The sequence below is a fragment of the Gordonia sp. NPDC003425 genome (assembly GCF_053588635.1).
Map to the genome: position 1 here is coordinate 467,039 of NZ_JBSFQI010000002.1, position 17,738 is coordinate 484,776.

A 17,738-nucleotide genomic window follows, 5' to 3' on the forward strand; every position below is an offset into this window, starting at 1 on the left:
CGTCACGTCGCGCTGCGGCCTACTTCGGGTCGGTGAGGTCGTACACGGTGGCGCCGTCGACCGTCTTGGCGGTGAAGTTCTGTTCCACCCACTCGGTGATCTGTCCCGACGGCCTGCTGGTGTCCGAACCTCGGCCCCCGAAACCACCGCCGGCGATGAAGTAGTGAATCTTCTTCTGCTCCACCAGCTTTTGGAACTGCTCGAGGGTAGGCGACGGATCGGTGCCGTTGAAGCCGCCGATCGGCATCACCGAGTAGCCGGAGTAGAGCTGGTATCCCGATGCGGTATTGGAGCCGACGGCGGCGGCCACCCAGGTGAACCGGTCGGCGTCGGTGCGCAGCAGCGTGATCATCTCCGCGCTGGGGCGCGATCCCATGAGCAGGCCGCCGCCGGGTCCGCCCATGCCGGGTCCGCCCATGCCGTACGTGCCCATGCCGCCGTCGGCACCGGTGCCGGTCGGGCTACCAGGAGCCTGTCCCGGGCCGCCGGGTGCTGTGCCGCCGGGAGCCTGTCCCGGGCCGCCGGGTGCCTGTCCCGGGCCGCCGGGAGCCGTGCCGCCGGGAGGCATGGTTCCAGGACCCTGGCCCCAGTTCGACCGACCCATACGCATGCCGCCGCGTCCGAATCCACCCGGCCCGAATCCACCCGCGACAGCGGGGCCCGCGCTGATGATCGACCCCTGCTTGGGTGTGGTGATGGTGTCGACGGTGTAGGCGAACGGTCCGGCCAGCGCGGCCAGCAGCGACATCGCGATGGCCAGCGCACCCAGGTAGGCGCGGTGGGCCACCAGCATCACCGCACCCCCGATGATGCCGACGACGATTACCACGTACCGCAGCCACGGAACGAAATCGGGTGAGCGGTTCAGCAGCACGAATCCCCAGATCGCGGCGATCCACACCGCGGCGGCCAGCACGCACCGCACCCAGATCGTGGTGCGGGCACGCCACGCCACCGCTGCCCCACCGGCCAGCACCGCGGCCACCGCCGGCGCCAGGGCCGCGGTGTAGTAGCTGTGGAAGATGCCCGCCATGAAGCTGAACACACCCATGGTGACCAGCAGCCACAGTCCCCACACCGACAGGTAGGCGCGTCGGGTGTCGGTGCGCTTGGCGCGGCCGATGACGATGAACGCCGCCACGCCGAGCACCAGGGCCGACGGGATGAGCCATGCGATCTGCCCACCCTGCTCGGGCTGGAACATGCGCAGCCAGCCCGGCTGACCCCACATGCCGCCGCCCGGTCCGCGGCCGCCGGCTCCGGGCGGTCCGGCGAAGTCGCCGGCCGCACCGCCGGGACCGAATGCCGCGCCGTAGCCGCGGTTCATGCCCGGTCCCACACTGCCGGTTTCGTTGCCGTTGAGGCGTCCGAACCCGTTGTAGCCCAACGTGAGTTCGAGCACCGAATTGTGTTGCGAGCCGCCGATCCACGGTCGCGACGACGCCGGCCACAACTCCACCGTGAGCAGCCACCAGCCGGCGCTGACGATCATCGCGCCCAGCGCGGCGAAGCAGCCACCGAGTCGCCGGAGCCAGGTGCCGGGACCGAAGGCGAAGTAGGTGAGCGCGAGCGCGGGGACGATCAGCATCACCTGCAGTTGCTTGGTGAGGAATCCGAATCCGACGAAGACACCGGTGAGGATCATCCAGCGCAACCGGCCGTCCTCGACCGCCTTCAGACACGCCCACACCGCGGCGATCATCAGCAGGATCAGCAGCGCCTCGGGATTGTTGAACCGGAACATCAGCGCCGCGACCGGCGTGATCGCCAGCGTCGCGCCGGCGAGAATCCCCGCCCAGTGCCCGAGGTACTTGCGGGTGATCCAGTACAGCAGCGCCACCGATGCCACACCCATGAGCGCGTTGGGCACCAGGATCGCCCACGAATTGAGGCCGAAGATGCGCACCGAGATCGCCGGAATCCACAGGGACGCGGGCGGTTTGTCGACGGTGATGGAGTTGGCCATGTCGCTGGACCCGAAGAACCATGCCTTCCACGACTGCGAACCGGCCTGGATCGCGGCGGAGTAGAAGGAGTTGGCGAACCCGTTGCTCGACAGGTTCCAGAGGTAGATGACCGTCGTCCCGATGAGCAGCGCGGCCAGGGACAGCGATTCCCACAGCCGTGCGCGGGTGGAGGTGCTCGGTGTGTCGACAGCGGCGCGGCCCCGGTGATCCGGGGCCGTCGTCGAATCTGCGGTCGTTGTCATCGTCTCGATTCTCGTCGTTGGGAGCGTAGGCGTGTGGGGGCCCGGGGTCACCCGGCGGTGCGGGCCTTCAGATGAGCGCGAAACACCCAGCGCAGCCCGACGAAGCGGGTGGCGGTGGCCACCAGGTTGGCGATCACCAGCACTGCGAGTTCGACGTGCTTGGACGCGTCGGGCGCGAAGGAATGCAACGCGACCAGCGAACCGGCGGTCACGGCCCACCCGAAGAGGAACACCCCGAGGCCGAAGAACTGGTGTTTGAGTGCGTCCTCGCGGCCCTGGACCCCGAAGCTGAAGCGGCGGTTGGCCGCGGTGTTGAGAATCGCGGTGATCGCCAGGGCGACGAAGTTCGAGACCTGGGCGCCGAGAACCGAGTGCAGCAGCAGGTAGAGCACCGCGTAGGCGACGGTCGAGGCCACCCCGACCACGCAGAAGCGGGCCAGTTGGCCGACCATTCCGTGGGGGACTCCCGCGATGGCGGGGCCGGGGGCACGCTCGCGTCCGACGGTGGCCCGCAGTTGCGCGATCGGGAGGCGGCCGGTGGCCAGCGCGTAGCCCACCCGTGCGCACCCCTTCAGGTCGGCCAGCGCGGTGGACACGATGTCGACGGTGCTGCCGGGGTCGTCGGTCCAGTCGACGGGCACCTCGGCGATGCGCAGTCCGATCCGTTCGCCGATCACGAGCAACTCGGTGTCGAAGAACCAGCCGGTGTCGCTCACGTAGGGCAGCACCTGCCGGGCGATGTCGGCGCGCATGGCCTTGAAGCCGCACTGGGCGTCGGAGAACCTCGCCCGCATCGTGGTGCGCAGGATGAGGTTGTAGCTGCGCGAGATGAACTCACGCTTGGGGCCGCGCACCACCCGGGACGACCGCGCCAGCCGGGTGCCGATGGCGATGTCGGAGTGGCCGGACTCCAGTGGCGCGATCAGCGGCAGCAACGCGTTGAGGTCGGTGGAGAGGTCGACGTCGCAGTAGGCGACGATCTGCGCGTCGCTGCGTGTCCAGACCGCTTTGAGCGCCCGGCCGCGGCCCTTCTCGTCGAGGTGCATCACGCGGATGCCGCCGAGTTCGCCCGCGAGTTCGGCGGCGATCGCGACGGTGTTGTCGGTGCTCGCGTTGTCGGCGACGGTGATCCGCGCGGTGAACGGTACGTCGGCGGTGAGGTGGGCGTGCAGTCGCTGCAGGCAGCGGGTGATGTCGGCCTCTTCGTTGTAGACGGGCACGACGATGTCGAGGACGGGCACGGCCACCGAGGTGTCGGCGACGGTCGTCACTGCGGCCGCGGCCTGCGGGAGGGCGTCTGTGGTCATGTCATCAAGAATCGGTGCGCAAACTTCATCCACTCTGCGCCGAACCTGCCAGTTGGCTGTGAGCGTCGAGCGTGCCCAGATCCCCGTCGAGCGTGCCCACATCCGGGTGTCTCCTCGCTCCCGCGCACCTGTTTGCTTCCCGCGTCGCAAATTACCGACGCGGGAAGGAAATGGAGACGCGGGAAGCTGCAGGATCAGGCGCTGTCGGCGGGGGTCGCTAGATTTGCGGACATGACCAGCGCCCCCACCCTCTCCGATGCCGACCGCGCAGTCGCCGAGGGGGTGATCAGCAGCCTCGCCGGTGACGGTGCCCGGTTGCGCGACGACCAGCTCTCTGCGGTGGTCGGGTTGCTCGGAGCGAGCGGGCCACGTGTGGCCGGCGCCGGGAGCGAAGCGAGCGGGCCGCGTGTGCCCGGCGCCGGGAGCGAAGCGAGCGGGCCACGTGTGCCCGGCGCCGGGAGCGGAGCGAGCGGGCCGCGTGTACTCGTGGTGCAGGCGACGGGGTGGGGCAAGTCGGCCGTGTACTGGACCGCGACGGCGATCCTGCGGGCGCATGGCCGGGGACCGACGCTGATCGTCTCACCTCTGCTGTCGCTGATGCGTGATCAGGTGGCCGCCGCCGGACGTGCCGGGCTGCGGGCGGCGACGTTGAACTCGTCCAACGTCGACGAGTGGAATTCCATCGAATCCGATTTGCGAGCCGGCAACGTCGACGTGCTGTTGGTCTCGCCGGAACGGCTGGCCAATCCGGGTTTCGGCCGCCGGGTGCTCGACGCGCTGGCCGGCAATCTGGGGTTGCTGGTGATCGACGAGGCGCACGCCATCTCCGACTGGGGTCATGATTTCCGGCCCGACTATCGCCGTGTCGCCGACGTATTGCGGTCGCTGAATCCCGGCACCCCGGTGTTGGCGACCACGGCCACCGCGAACAGCCGGGTGACCGACGACGTGGCCACCCAACTCGGCTCGCACACGCTGGTGCTGCGCGGACCACTCGCCCGCAAGTCGTTGCATCTCAATGTGATCGATGGACTCTCGCCGATCGATCGATACGCCTGGGTGGCGCAATACCTGCCGGAACTGCCCGGCTCGGGCATCGTCTACGTGCTGACCGTCGCTGATGCCGACCGTCTCGTCGATGCGATTCGCACGGTGCACGGCAACGCCGTCCCGGTCGCCGCCTACACCGGCCAACTCGACGCCGACCGCCGACATCAACTCGAGGACGCACTTCTGCGCAACGAGGTCAAGGCACTGGTCGCGACGTCGGCGCTGGGGATGGGCTACGACAAACCCGACCTCGGATTTGTTGTCCACGTCGGGTCGCCGCCGTCGCCGGTGTCGTATTACCAGCAGGTCGGTCGCGCCGGGCGCGCGCTCGACGATGCGGTGGTGGTGTTGCTCGCCGCGGCCGGTGACAACTCGGTGTGGGAGTACTTCGCCACCGCGACCATCCCCGAGCCCGAGCGGATGCGGACTCTGCTCGATGCACTCGGTGCTGCGGATGCACCGATGTCGGTACCCGCGTTGGAGGCCGGGACGGGAATGCGTCGGGGACGCATCGAGCTGATGCTCAAACAACTCGCGGTCGACGGCGCCACCGAGCGCGGGCCGGACGGATGGTCGGCGACGGGGACGCCGTGGGTATACGACGCCGACCACTACGACGGCGTGCTGGCTGTGCGTCGTCGGGAAGCCGACATCATGCGGTCCTACATCGCCGGCCGCCGCTGCCTGATGCAGTTGCTCACCGAATCCCTCGACGATGCACAGTCGGAGCCGTGCGGCCGGTGTTCGGTCTGTCGCGGCGCTCTCACCCCTCCGCTGAACGCCGCGGTCGACCCGGCAACGGTCCGGACGATCACGGGTTCGCTGCGTCGATCGGCGCAGACCCTGGAACCCCGCAAGATGTGGCCGGGTGGTGACTTCGGCCGTCGCGGTCGCATTCCGGCGGATGTCGCGGCCGCCGAAGGCCGGGTACTGGCCCACGCCGATGCGCCGGAGTGGTCGGATCTGCTGGCCGCTGCCCGCGACCACGACGCGCAGGCGCTCGCCGATCTCGGCGACGCCGCGGTGGCGACGTTGTCGGCGTGGGTTCGCTCATCCGGGGTTCGGCCCGACATGATCCTCTCGTTGCGCCTGACCGGAACCGGACTGGCCGACGACCTCGCCGAACACCTGCGGGTCGTCGGACGTCGCCCTGGCGGCGCGCTGCCCGTTCGTCAGGGCGACCCGCCCGGTCGTGATGCGCCGGGGGCCGTGGAGGCCGACTACTGGCGTGATCATCTCGGTGATCCGCCTCCGGAGGTGTCGGGTCAGGCGGTGTTGCTGGTGGTCGACGAGACGCGGAGCGGCTGGCCGATCACCCTGGCCGCGGCGGCGTTGCGTGAGGCGGGTGCGTCAGCGGTGTTGCCGCTGCTGATCCATCGCACCGTGTGAACCGAGCGAATCCGGGCACGCTCGACCCGAAAGTGGGCACGCTCGACGTCAGTCGGCGACGTACTCCCCGTATCCGGTGGCGCGCAGGGCGGCACGGATCTTCTTCGCGTCGGCGTCGAGTTCCTCGGCCGAGATGTCCCTGCGGGCCTTGCTGAGGTCGTAGGTCTCCATGCTCACTGCCGGGAACACGTGGATGTGCACGTGCGGAACCTCGAAACCGGCGATCAACATGCCGATGCGGGGCGCACCGAGCCCCTCCTTGATCGCACGTCCCACCTTCTGTGCGACGTCGGCGAGATGGGTGAACGACGCGGTGTCCATCTGCTCCCAGTGGTCGACCTCTTTACGCGGTACCACCAGCACGTGCCCCGGGGTGACCGGCTCGATGGTCAGAAAGGACACGCACTGACCGTCCTTCCAGACAAAACGACCGGGGAGTTCTCCATTGATGACTTTGGTGAATACCGACGACATACCAACAGTCTAGGTCGATTCGACGCCCGATGACCGTAGTTGTCGAGCGTCCGTTCCCGTGTTGGCCGTGGATCTGTCGGGAGCCCGTGACATTCTTTCCTCGTGAGTCGACAAGAGTTCACCGGCGACGGGCCGGAGTCGCCACGCGGCGGGCATCCGGTCGGTTCCGCGGCGGTGGTGGCGCGCGCCCAGCGGTTCCCGCGGCTGCGCTACATGGGCTCCAAGTATCGCCTGCTCCCCCACCTCGAGCGCACCTTCGCCGAGATCGGCGGCAGCACCGCGGTGGACGCGTTCTCCGGGTCCGGCGTCGTCTCCTACCTGCTCAAGGCACAGGGATTCGCGGTCACCACCAACGACTTCCTGACCTTCCCGCACATCATCACCCGCGCGACGGTCGCCAACTCGTCGGTGCGCCTCGAACCCGACCTCGTCGACGAGATCTGCGGCCCACCCGCCGACGACCGTGACTTCATCGCCCGCACCTTCGACGGCCTCTACTTCTCCGCCGACGACCGCGCCTTTCTGGATTCCGCGTGGTCGCACATCGACCGTTTGCGCGGCTACCGGCGCGACCTCGCCATCTCGGCGCTGGTGTTGTCGGCGGCCCGCAAGCAGCCGCGCGGTGTATTCACCTTCACCGACTCCTCGCGTTACGCCGACGGCCGCCGCGACCTGCGGATGTCGTTGCGCGACCACTTCCGGCTTCGCTCGGCCCACGAGTACAACGCGACGGTGTTCAGCAATGGCCGGCGGCATCGCAGCATCTGCGGCGACGTCTTCGACATCGACCTCGACACCGCCGCACCCGACCTGGTGTATCTCGACCCGCCGTACGCCCCGCCGACCGACGACAACGACTACATCAAGCGCTATCACTTCCTGGAGGGTCTCTCGGTCTACTGGGAGGGGATGAGCATCATGGAGAACACGAAGACCAAGAAGCTGCCCAAGCGGTTCACTCCCTTCGCCTACAAACGCACCATCGACGACGCCTTGCTGCGCACCTTCGAGCACTTCGAGTCCGCGGGTGCGATCGTGCTCTCCTACTCGTCGAACGCGTTGCCCGGGCACGACCGGATCGTCGATCTGCTCGGCAAGGTCAAGCCGTCGGTGGAGGTGATCGCGATCGATCACAAGTACAGCTTCGGTACGCACGCGGCCGCCACCCGCCGAGACGTGAGCGAGTTCCTGTTCATCGGCCGGGACTGAGCGACAACAGGATTCACCCATGATGCAGGATTGGTCCCGATGAGTGACGCCGGCGAGTTCGACGACTACCTCTTGTCGCTGGGTCGGCTGACCGCGCACGTGGACCCGACGGCATCGACGCCCGAGGCGGAGCGGATCGTCGACGCCGTCGACTCACTCTCCGAGGTGCTCGACACCGACCTGACGGGCCTGGCGGTGTGGGCGCGCGATCACGCCGACGAGGACACCATTCTGCGATTGGCGGTGGGACTGTCCCAGGAGAAGATGCGCAACAACCTGCGCCACGAGTTCGGTACATCGTCGTGGCAGAAGGTGGCGCGCAGCGCCCCGTACGACCTCGTCGACTGGATGGACCGAGAATTCGATCTGGTTCGGATGCTCCGCGCGCAGATGGCCCGCACCTACACCTTCGCCGATATTCTCGTCGCCCGGTCGGGTACGCGGGCCACGGCCACCCGCGCGGGAGCTTCCGGGCGGCACATCGAAGACGAGATCGAGTCCATTGCAAGGGATTTGAATCTGCCGTACGTGACTCGCTCTCGCTTCACCGGCCGCGGCGGCCGGGACGCACCCGCCGACCTCATCGTCGGTCGCGACGGTGCGGCCGACATCGTGGTGGCCGCGAAGGGCTTCGACTCCACGGGTAGCAAACTCACCGACGCGGTCCGTGAGATCGAGGAAATGGCCGAGGTACGTCTGCCCAAGCAACTCGTGTTGGCGGTGATCGACGGAATCGGCTGGAAATCGCGGCAATCCGACCTTCGTCGCATCCATCAGCTCTGGGCCGACAAGCAGATCGACGGGATGTACACGCTGGTCACGCTGGACGCGTTCCGCGCCGACGTCGAGGAGTTCGCCCGGCTGCGCAAGCTGATCTGACGTCAGGGGCGGCAGCGAGCGGACCCGGGCACGCTCAACGGGATTCTGGGCACGCTCAACCCGGAAGTGGGCACGCTCAACGGGCTTCTGGGCACGCTCAACCCGGAAGTGGGCACGCTCAACGGGATTCTGGGCACGCTCAACCCGGAAGTGGGCACGCTCAACGGGATTCTGGGCACGCTCGACCCGGATCTGGGCACGCTCAACCCGGAAGTGGGCACGCTCAACGGGCTTCTGGGCACGCTCGACCCGGAAGTGGGCACGCTCAACCGGGGAGGCGGGGCAGCCGCAGCCAGAACGTGGCGCCCTGGCCGGGCACCGATTCCACACCCACGCGTCCGCCGTGGGCGTGGACCAGCGCCGCGACGATCGACAACCCGAGTCCGCTGCCCCCGCCCTCACCGCGGTAGCGGGAGCTGTCGCCCCGGTAGAAGCGCTCGAAGACGTGCTCGGCGTCGTGCGCGGCGAGTCCCTGGCCGGTGTCGCTGACCGCCACCACCACGTCGTCGGCACCGTGCTCCTGGTCGACGCCCACCCACACCGTGATCGACGCGTCGGCCGGTGTGTGTACCACCGCGTTGGTCACCAGATTGCGGATCACCTGCACCAGCCGCGCCGAATCGCCGCGCACCATCGGTGGCTGATCCGACTCGCCGACCTCGATCCGGATGCTGCGTTCGGGTGCCGCGACGCGCGCCGACTGCACCACGTCGGCGGCCAGCGCCAGCATGTCGACGGGCTCGGAGTTCAGCGGGCGCTGCGCGTCGAGGCGCGCGAGCACCAGCAGATCCTCCACCAGCACGTTCATCCGCCCGGCCTCGTCGTCGATACGACGCATCGCATCGGACGGATCGGACACCGCACCGCGGCGATACAACTCGGCGAACCCCTTGATCGAGGTCAGCGGTGTCCGCAACTCGTGCCCGGCGTCGGCGATGAACCGCCGCATCTTCTCCTCCGACGCCCGCGCCTGCTCCTCCGACGCACGGGCCTGCTGCTCGGAGGCCGCGGTGGCGGAGAACGCGTGCTGGATCTGGCCGAGCATCGTGTTGAGCGATTCCGACAGACTGCCCACCTCGGTGTTCGGCGCCGCCGGAGGGACTCTCATGTTCAGATTGCCCGCGGCGATGGCGTGCGCGGTCTCCTCCACCCGGCGCAGCGGTCGCAGGCTCGATCGGACGAGCAGATAGCTGAGGATGCCGATCACCACCACCACGGCCAGCCCGATGCCCAGTTGCAGCCACATCAACCGCGACAGCGTCTTGTCGACGTCGGTGAGCGGGATGGCGACCACCACCTGGCCGTCGGGGTTGGTCTGTTTGATCAGCCTCCAGCGGGGACCGTCACCGTCGGCGGAGTCCACCGTTACCGGGCCGTAGTCACCCGCGGGCAGTCCGGTGATCGCGGGCGCGTCGTCGAAGTCGTTGCTGGACAGTACCTCTCCGTTGTCCAGCGTGGTGTGGACGAAGTACGGCGACGGCGGGCGTCGCGGCCCGGGCGGCGGGCCGGGGCTGTCGTTGATCCGTACCCGCGGTTTGGCCCACGTGTCCACCGCGTTGATCAGCCCGGTGTCGGTGCGCGACATCAGGTCGCTCTTCATCGCCGAGGTGACCGCGATCCCGGACACCAGCAGACCGATCACCACCAGCACGAGCGTCAACGCGACGAGCGACACCCGCAGCGGCACACCGTGTTTGTGCAGCCGACCGACCGGTTGTGCGGTTGCCATGTCAGCCGCGCGGCTCACGCATCACATATCCGACGCCGCGCAGCGTGTGGATGAGCGGCTTCTCGCCGAAGTCGAGCTTGCGCCGCAGATAGGACACATACGATTCGACGACGTTCACCTCGCCGCCGAAGTCGTAGTTCCAGACGTGGTCGAGGATGCGGGGTTTGGACAACACGGTGCCCGCGTTCACCATGAAGTAGCGCAGCAACGTGAACTCGGTGGGCGAGAGTGACACCAGCTTGCCCGCCTTGAACACCTCATGGGTCTCGTCGTCGAGTTCGATGTCGGCGAAGGTGATCCGCGACGACGACTTGGCGTTCTCGTCGAAACCGCTGCGCCGCAGCAGCACCTGCAGACGCGCCACCACCTCTTCGAGACTGAACGGTTTGGTGACGTAGTCGTCGCCGCCGATGGTGAGTCCGTTGATCTTGTCCTCGACGGAGTCGCGTGCGGACAGGAACAGTGCGGGCGCGGTGACCCCGTCGGCACGCAGCCGGCGCAGCAGGCCGAAGCCGTCCATGCCGGGCATCATCACGTCGAGGATGAGGAGGTCGGGCTTGTCCGACCGGCAGCGGTCGATGGCTTCGGGCCCGTTCGCCGCGACCTCGACCTGATAGCCCTGGAACTTCAGCGACACCGAGAGCAGCTCCCGGATGTTGACCTCGTCGTCGACGACGAGGACGCGCGGACCGTGCGCGGGCGCCCCGCCCGACGTTTGTGTGCTCATCTGACCCATGTCGTTCACAGCTACCACCATCACCGATCAGTCTGCCACGGATCTGGAGAGCCACTGACAACTTGCTGTGAGTGCTGACCTGCACGAACAGTTGTCCGATGCGGCCGCGCCGCGAAAGTCATCGGCGCATGAACGGTGACGGAAACGCAGGTTTGAGGTTGACCTCACCGAGCCAGGCGGCGAGCTCGTCGGCCCTGGCGGCCAGCGCTCGGTGTGCCGCGCGGGGCAGATCCTCCAACGCATGAAGCGCCACCGACCCGTCGTCGAGCCGGTACCAGCCGCCCACGATGCGGCCGTCCCACCACGCAGTCTGGCCGCCATTGCCGTTGCGGTCGAACACGTGTGGCACGTGGTCGCCGACATAGAACGAGCGCTGTTTGTGGCCCATCGTGGTGGGGTCGAGTTCAGGAAGCAGCAGGGCCTGCGGTGCGACGGGCTCGACCTCGTCGACGTCGTCGGCGTGGACGTATCCCACCGACCCGTCGTCGAGATCCACCTCGACCACGTCGAGCCGCGCGAGTGCGGCGCGGACGGCCGCCTTCGTGCTGCCCAGCCACCACACGAGATCGGTCTCGGTGCCCGGACCGAAGGCGCGCAACCACCTGTCGATCATGTGCACGTGCCCGGTGACCGGATCCGGTGCCGTCAGCGGCTCACCGAGCCAGTGTTCGATGGCCACCCACGACGGCCGGGACAGGTGCCAGCCCGCCGCGTTGGGTCCGCGCACGATCTCGGCGGCCGCGCTCATCATGTTCAGCACCCGCGGTCCCATCGGCACCTGCCCGCCCCACGTCCTGCCGGGCGAGATCATCACCCGGAGGTCGAGTTCGGGTAGTCGCTCGCGCAGCTGTGTGGAGGTCAGCGCGGCACCGCCGGCCAATTCACGGCGCACCGCGGCCCGCGCGGTGTCGATCCAGCCATCCGGATCATCGACGTCATCGCTGCGCCGCAGATCGCGGAGCATGTTGGTGCGTTCCGACGCCGCCACCCGTGCGCTCACCGCGCCCACGGCGTCGGCCAGGATGTCGCGGGGCAGCGCGAACACGGTGCGCCGCATGGCGAGATGCTTGATCAGAGAGCGCTTTTCGTAGAGCGCGGAATCCATGTCGGCGGCCACGAAACCCGGCATGCGTGCCCACGCGGAGATGTAGACCGTCGACGGTGCGGTGGCGTGCAGTCCCACCGTCGCAGCGGCGGCCTCCTCCACCGTGGCGGCACCGAATCCGTCGGCGAGACGGTGCCGGCGCATCAGTCGGGTCCGGCGCGCCGCGTCGGTGATCCGTGGGCGTACCGCACTCATCCCGGATCGGGCGCCGCGATCGCGTCGACCTCCACGAGCTGGTCGTCGTAGGGCAGCACGGTGACCCCCACCATGATCGCGACGGGCACCTGCCCGTCGAACTCGCCGACAACTGCTTCCCAGGCGACGGCGAGGTCGGCCTGCAGGTGCTCGGCGACGTAGACGGTGAGCTTGGCGATGTCGCCGAGGGTGGCGCCGCGTTCGGCGAGTACGGCGCCGAGATTCTGCAGGCACCGCCGGGTCTGGGCCACCACGTCACCGCGGGCCACCACCACACCCTCGGTATCGAGCGGCGCGATTCCGGCGGTGAACAGCAGCGGCCCGGCGGTCACGGTGGCGCTGTACGGGAATCCGCCGTCGTGAAGGGTCGACGACCCGTGGAGAGTGATGCGCGACATCAACCGATGGTATCGGGCGCCGTGCCCTGCGGGTTTCAGAGTCAGCGAAACCCGAGCACCTGGTCGCCGTAGGTGCGTCGCAGCGGCGCGTCGAGGTCGTCGACCACCCGGTCGTGCGCGTCGATCACCAGGGTCGCGCGGGTGTCGGTGGTGAACGGTGGCCACTCCAGTCCGGCGAGGCCGCCGGTGTCGAGGGCCGGATCACCGGACCGGATGAACGACGTCCAGCGCGCACGCATACGCGCCGACACCTGTTCTCCGGTGCTGCGTCCACCCAGTTTGAACATGACGTCGGCGCTCCCTTTCGGAAAGTTCCCGAACACATACGGCAACTCGGTGACGTGGGTGGCGCCCACCCGCAGCAACCGGAACAACCTGGTGGTCTGATCGAACCGATACAGGTAGACCGGAGCCACCTCGCTATGTCCCTCGGCCACCCACACCGTGGGCATCCGGAACGCGAGATCGCGTGACACGTCGAGGTTGATCGATTTGGGTTTGACACCCGGATAGGCCGCCGCGATGCGTTCGGGGGTGGGAATCGACAGCTCCGGATACTCGGTGGCGATCTGATCGAACATGCTCCGGATGGCCGGTGAGGTGACCGGCATCAGCGGCGACTTCATGAACTTGAAGGCGGCCGTCTCGTCCCGGTTGGTGCCGATCAGCAACGGCACCGGGATCGACTCGCCGCTGCGGAAGACTTCCACCGGGTGACGAGGCACGAGGTCACCGTCGACCACCGGCGCGAACGCAATCGTGCCCGGAGTCGACTGGGGCACTTGAGCGAACGCCGTCATGGTGGCGGCGACGATGCGCTCGACGTCCATCGTGGCGAAAGCGTGGGGATCGGACGGGTCGACGCCGGCCGCGGTGATGAGCACCTCGGCGACCGATGCCGCCCGGGTACGGTCGTACACCGACGTGGCCGGCGAACTCTCGGCGATCGCCCGGTGGAACAGCCCACGCGCGGCCGGGACGGTGAGCAGGGTGGTGACGATGCCTCCGCCGGCCGATTCGCCTGCCACGGTGACGTTGTCCGCATCGCCGCCGAAGGCCCCGATGTTGTCGCGCACCCAGTGCAAGGCGGTGAGCACATCGCTCAACCCGGCATTCGTGTCGTACTCGCGGTTGTCGCGCCCGCGGTTGTCGTGCCCGGCCGGGTCACCCGCGAGCGAACCGAGGTCGGCGAACCCGAGCGCACCGAGACGATAGTTGAGCGAGACGACGACGATGTCACCGCCGCGCGACAGAACGCTGCCCTCGAAGACCTCCTGACCGGATGTGCCGAACACGTAGCCGCCACCATGAATCCAGACCATCACCGGCCGCGGGTCGCCCACCGAGGCATCGGTGGGCGACCAGATGTTGAGAAACAGACAATCCTCGTCCTGTACTGCACCGGCAGGCATCGGCACCGCGGGACTCGTTGCCTGCGGAGCCACCGCGCCGAAGGCATCCGCGTCGACGATCCCGTCGACGGGTTCGGCAGGCCGGGCGCGACGCCACCGCAACTCGCCGACGGGAGGCTGCGCGTACCGGATGCCCCGCCAGACGTTCACACCGTCGTCGGTCGATGTTCCGCGGAAGGTGCCCACTCCAGTCTGCGCGACCGGGCCATTCGTGCTCACCGGTCCATCGTGCGTCGCCGCTCGTCTCGTCGCCGGACACGACACGCATTCGGAGCGTCGGGTCAACCGTAGGGATCGACGATCCCGTCGTTGTCGGTGATGTTGGTGTAACGGGTCGCGGGTGTGCGCGCGACGCCCTGCAGTCGGCGTCGTTGGACCCCGGCAGCGATCCACCCGGATGGCTCAGTTCGGCCCGGGTTCCGTCCCACACACCGTGAGAGTGGATGTCAGCGGTAGGTGATGCCGGTGTACTTTCTGCTCACCCGGGTGCCGCCCTCACCGGCGAGGATGTTCTCGAGTTGGGCCAGCGATCCGATCACCGCCTCACCCCGCATGCCGCGCTCGATGAACTCGATCGCGGCCTGCACCTTGGGTCCCATCGAACCGGCCGCGAACGTCGACGATTTCAACGCGCTCGGATGTGCGGTGGCGATGGCCCGTTGGTCCGGGGTGCCCCAGTTCTCGTAGACCGCATCGACATCGGTGGCCATGATCATCAGATCCGCGGTGAGCTGATAGGCCAACAGTGAGGTCGCGAGATCCTTGTCGATGACACCTTCGACACCGCTGTAGCTGCGGGCGACCGCGTCCCACGCCACCGGCACACCGCCACCGCCTGCGCACACGACGGTGACGCCGCCGGACACCAGATGCTCGATGGTGTAGATGCCCGGGATGGCCGACGGGGTGGGTGAGGCGACGACTCGCCGCCAGTACTCACCGTCGGCGGCGATGCTCCATCCGTGCGCGGCCGCCAACTTCTCGGCCTCGTCCTTGGTGTACACCGGCCCGATGAACTTGGTGGGGTTGTCGAACGCGGGGTCGCGGGGATCGACCTCGATGAGGGTGACCAGCGTGGCCACCTGCCGGACCGCCGGAAGCAGTTCGCGCAGTTCACGTTCGATCAGATAGCCGATCATGCCCTCGGTCTGCGCGTCGAGCACGTCGAACGGCTCCGCCGAGTCGGGGTCGGCGGCGGCGGTGATGTTGGCCAGCAGGCCCACCTGGGGACCGTTGCCGTGGGTGATCACCAGATTGTTCTCGATCGAGACCGGGGCCAGCACCTCCATCGCGTCGTTGACCGCCTGCAGCTGATTGGCCGGGGTGAGCGGTTTTCCCCTGGGCAGCAGAGCGTTTCCGCCCAGCGCCACAACGACTCTCATACCAGCCCCAGTGTCGCGGCCACGATGGCCTTGATCGAATGCCAGCGATTCTCCGCCTGCGCGAACACGATGGAGGCGTCGCTCTGGAACACCTCGTCGGTCACCTCGAGCGCCGACAGACCGGTCTCCTCGTAGATCTGCTCACCGACGGTGGTGTTGCGATCGTGGAATGCGGGCAGGCAGTGCAGGAACTTGGTGTCGGGCTTCCCGGTGGCGGCCATGACCTCGGCGTTCACCTGATACGGCAGCAACAGTTTGATGCGTTCACCCCAGAGGTCCTTGGCCTCACCCATCGACAGCCAGACGTCGGTGTAGATGAAGTCGGCGTTCTTGACGCCTTCGCCGACATCCTCGGTGTGGGTGATCGAGCCGCCGGTGGCGGCCGCGATCTCGTTGCCCGCCTTGGTGATCGCCTCCGGGGTCCAGCGCTCCTTGGGCCCCACCAGACGAACGTCCATGCCGCACATGGCACCGGCGATCAGCAGCGAGTTCGCCACGTTGTCCTCGGTGTCGCCGAGGTAGGCAAAGGTGATCTCGTTGGCCGGCTTGCCGCCGGCGTGCTCGACCATGGTGAGCATGTCGCACAGCGACTGCGTCGGGTGCCATTCGTCGGACAGACCGTTCCACACCGGCACCGACGCCGCCTCGGCGAGCACCTCCATCGACTTCTGCGAGAAACCGCGGTACTCGATGCCGTCGAACATCGACGCCAGCACATGCCCGGTGTCGGAGATCGATTCCTTATGGCCGAGTTGCGATCCGGTGGGATCGAGATAGATGTGTCCGAGGCCCAGATCGTAGGCCGCCCGCTCGAAGGCGCAGCGGGTGCGCGTGGAGGTCTTCTCGAAAACCAGCGCGATGGCCTTGCCGACATGCTTCTGGGCGTCGCGGCCCTCCTTGTGCGCCTTCTTCACCTCCTGCGACAGTTCCAGAAGCGCGGTGTACTCGTCGACGGTGAAGTCGAGTTCCTTCAGATAGTCACGGCCCTCGAGGGTTGCGATGACGTCGCCGTAATCACTCATGGCTACACTGCCTCTCGTTCGATGGGGCACGACATGCAGCGAGGTCCGCCACGGCCGCGGCCGAGTTCGGAACTCTGCAGCCCGATGACCTGGATGCCGTTGTCCCCCAGATACTTGTTGGTGGTCACATTGCGTTCGTAGCCGACGATGACGCCCGGCGAGACAGCGAGGAAGTTGTTGCCGTCGTCCCACTGCTGACGGGCTGCCTCGAGGCGGTCGATGGGCGCCTTGAGGACACGCAGTTTGTCCACGCCGAGTGCCTCGGCGACCACCGGGAACAACTCGCCGTTCTCCACCACGTCGAAGGCGGTGCCCTCGTCCTTGGCGGTCAGCGTGTAGGACCGCAGTTCGCCCGGGAGGTAGGGGTAGACGCTGAAGGCGTCACGGTCGATCATCGTCATCGCGGTGTCGAGATGCATGAACGCACGTTCGTGCGGCAGTTCCACCACGATGATCTTGTCCACCGCACCCGAGCGGAACAGGCTGTCGGCGAGCACTTCCACACCCTGGGGCGCGGTGCGTTCACCCATCCCGATCATCACGTGCCGGTTGCCGATGACGAGGATGTCGCCGCCCTCGACGGTCGCCGGTGCGTGTTGCTGCGAGTCGTTGCCGTAGTAGAACTCGAAGTCGGCGTCGGCGAACATCGGGTGGAAGTTGTAGATGACCCGGGAGTTGATCGACTCACGCTGACGCGCCGGTTTCGCCATCGGGTTGACGCTGACGCCGCCATAGATCCAGGCCGAATTGTCGCGCTGGAACAGGTGATTGGGCAGCGGCGCGAGGAAGAAGTCATCGTCGCGAAGGTAGTTCAGGAACAGGCTCGGGGTGCCCGCCAAGTACGGCGCCACGTCGCGTTTGAGCAGACCGCCGATGAGCATCTCGGCAAGGTCGGCCGCCTTGAGTTCGCCGACCAGTTTGTCGAGCGGATGGTCGAGGGCGGTTCCGAAACGAGTCGCGGTGGTGAGCCTGTCCTGCAGGAACTCTCGCGCACCGGGCTGATCCACCGCCTCGGCGAGCAGATCCTGATACAGGTACACGGTGACACCGAGATCGCGCAGGATCTGCTGAAACGCCTCGTGTTCCTCGCGGGCCTTCTCGGCCCACATCACGTCGTCGAAGAGCAGGCTCTCGACGTTCGACGGGGTCAGTCGCGTCAGCTCGATACCCGGCTTGTGCAGGATCACCTGTTGGAGTTGGCCGACCTCGGAATCGACATGAAAGCTCATGATTTCCTTCCTT

Annotated in this window: 14 protein-coding genes; 3 read left to right on the forward strand and 11 right to left on the reverse strand. The window is 67.5% G+C overall.

Translation table 11 applies throughout. The features are described from left to right. Positions 1–19: 19 nt before the first annotated feature. Both ACWDTD_RS04715 and ACWDTD_RS04720 read right to left on the reverse strand, forming a co-directional pair. Positions 20–2,209 (reverse strand): ArnT family glycosyltransferase, encoded by a 2,190-nt coding sequence (locus ACWDTD_RS04715; RefSeq protein WP_449745888.1) that lies wholly within the window; start codon positions 2,207–2,209, stop codon positions 20–22. A 47-nt stretch (positions 2,210–2,256) separates the two neighbouring features. Beyond that, on the reverse strand, positions 2,257–3,516 hold the full coding sequence (locus ACWDTD_RS04720; protein ID WP_449745889.1) for a glycosyltransferase: 1,260 nt from the start codon (positions 3,514–3,516) through the stop codon (positions 2,257–2,259). Between the two features lie 231 nt (positions 3,517–3,747). On the opposite strand from ACWDTD_RS04720, the gene ACWDTD_RS04725 reads away from it, so the two are divergent. Then, complete coding sequence (locus tag ACWDTD_RS04725) at positions 3,748–5,955, forward strand: RecQ family ATP-dependent DNA helicase (protein ID WP_449745890.1); 2,208 nt, start codon at positions 3,748–3,750, stop codon at positions 5,953–5,955. 48 nt (positions 5,956–6,003) lie between these two features. Here the strand turns inward: ACWDTD_RS04725 and ACWDTD_RS04730 are convergent, their stop codons facing one another. Then, positions 6,004–6,429, reverse strand: coding sequence for an HIT family protein (locus tag ACWDTD_RS04730; RefSeq protein WP_449745891.1), 426 nt, complete (start codon positions 6,427–6,429; stop codon positions 6,004–6,006). A gap of 102 nt (positions 6,430–6,531) precedes the next feature. Here ACWDTD_RS04730 and ACWDTD_RS04735 point away from each other — a divergent pair, with 102 nt between their 5' ends. After that, positions 6,532–7,638 (forward strand): DNA adenine methylase, encoded by a 1,107-nt coding sequence (locus tag ACWDTD_RS04735; protein WP_449745892.1) that lies wholly within the window; start codon positions 6,532–6,534, stop codon positions 7,636–7,638. A 39-nt stretch (positions 7,639–7,677) separates the two neighbouring features. After that, positions 7,678–8,517 (forward strand): hypothetical protein, encoded by an 840-nt coding sequence (locus tag ACWDTD_RS04740; RefSeq protein ID WP_449745893.1) that lies wholly within the window; start codon positions 7,678–7,680, stop codon positions 8,515–8,517. 265 nt (positions 8,518–8,782) lie between these two features. Here the strand turns inward: ACWDTD_RS04740 and ACWDTD_RS04745 are convergent, their stop codons facing one another. From ACWDTD_RS04745 to ACWDTD_RS04780, 8 genes are all read right to left on the reverse strand, one after another. Next, a complete protein-coding gene (locus tag ACWDTD_RS04745) occupies positions 8,783–10,246 on the reverse strand; it encodes a sensor histidine kinase (protein WP_449745894.1) in 1,464 nt (487 codons plus the stop codon). A gap of 1 nt (position 10,247) precedes the next feature. Further along, a complete protein-coding gene (locus ACWDTD_RS04750) occupies positions 10,248–11,003 on the reverse strand; it encodes a response regulator transcription factor (RefSeq protein ID WP_449745895.1) in 756 nt (251 codons plus the stop codon). A 97-nt stretch (positions 11,004–11,100) separates the two neighbouring features. Then, a complete protein-coding gene (locus ACWDTD_RS04755; protein WP_449745896.1) occupies positions 11,101–12,282 on the reverse strand; it encodes a winged helix DNA-binding domain-containing protein in 1,182 nt (393 codons plus the stop codon). Continuing rightward, entirely contained in the window at positions 12,279–12,680 is a 402-nt protein-coding gene (locus ACWDTD_RS04760; RefSeq protein ID WP_449745897.1) for a RidA family protein, read from the reverse strand. The genes ACWDTD_RS04755 and ACWDTD_RS04760 overlap by 4 nt, the downstream gene beginning before the upstream one ends. A 41-nt stretch (positions 12,681–12,721) precedes the next feature. After that, positions 12,722–14,311 (reverse strand): carboxylesterase/lipase family protein, encoded by a 1,590-nt coding sequence (locus ACWDTD_RS04765; RefSeq protein ID WP_449745898.1) that lies wholly within the window; start codon positions 14,309–14,311, stop codon positions 12,722–12,724. A gap of 227 nt (positions 14,312–14,538) precedes the next feature. Further along, positions 14,539–15,474 carry a carbamate kinase gene (locus ACWDTD_RS04770; RefSeq protein WP_449745899.1) on the reverse strand — a complete coding sequence of 312 codons (936 nt, stop codon included), beginning with the start codon at positions 15,472–15,474 and terminating at the stop codon, positions 14,539–14,541. Beyond that, entirely contained in the window at positions 15,471–16,496 is a 1,026-nt protein-coding gene (gene argF / locus ACWDTD_RS04775; protein ID WP_449745900.1) for an ornithine carbamoyltransferase, read from the reverse strand. The genes ACWDTD_RS04770 and argF overlap by 4 nt, the downstream gene beginning before the upstream one ends. Before the next feature lie 2 nt (positions 16,497–16,498). Further along, positions 16,499–17,725 (reverse strand): arginine deiminase, encoded by a 1,227-nt coding sequence (locus ACWDTD_RS04780; protein WP_449745901.1) that lies wholly within the window; start codon positions 17,723–17,725, stop codon positions 16,499–16,501. Positions 17,726–17,738 lie beyond the last annotated feature (13 nt).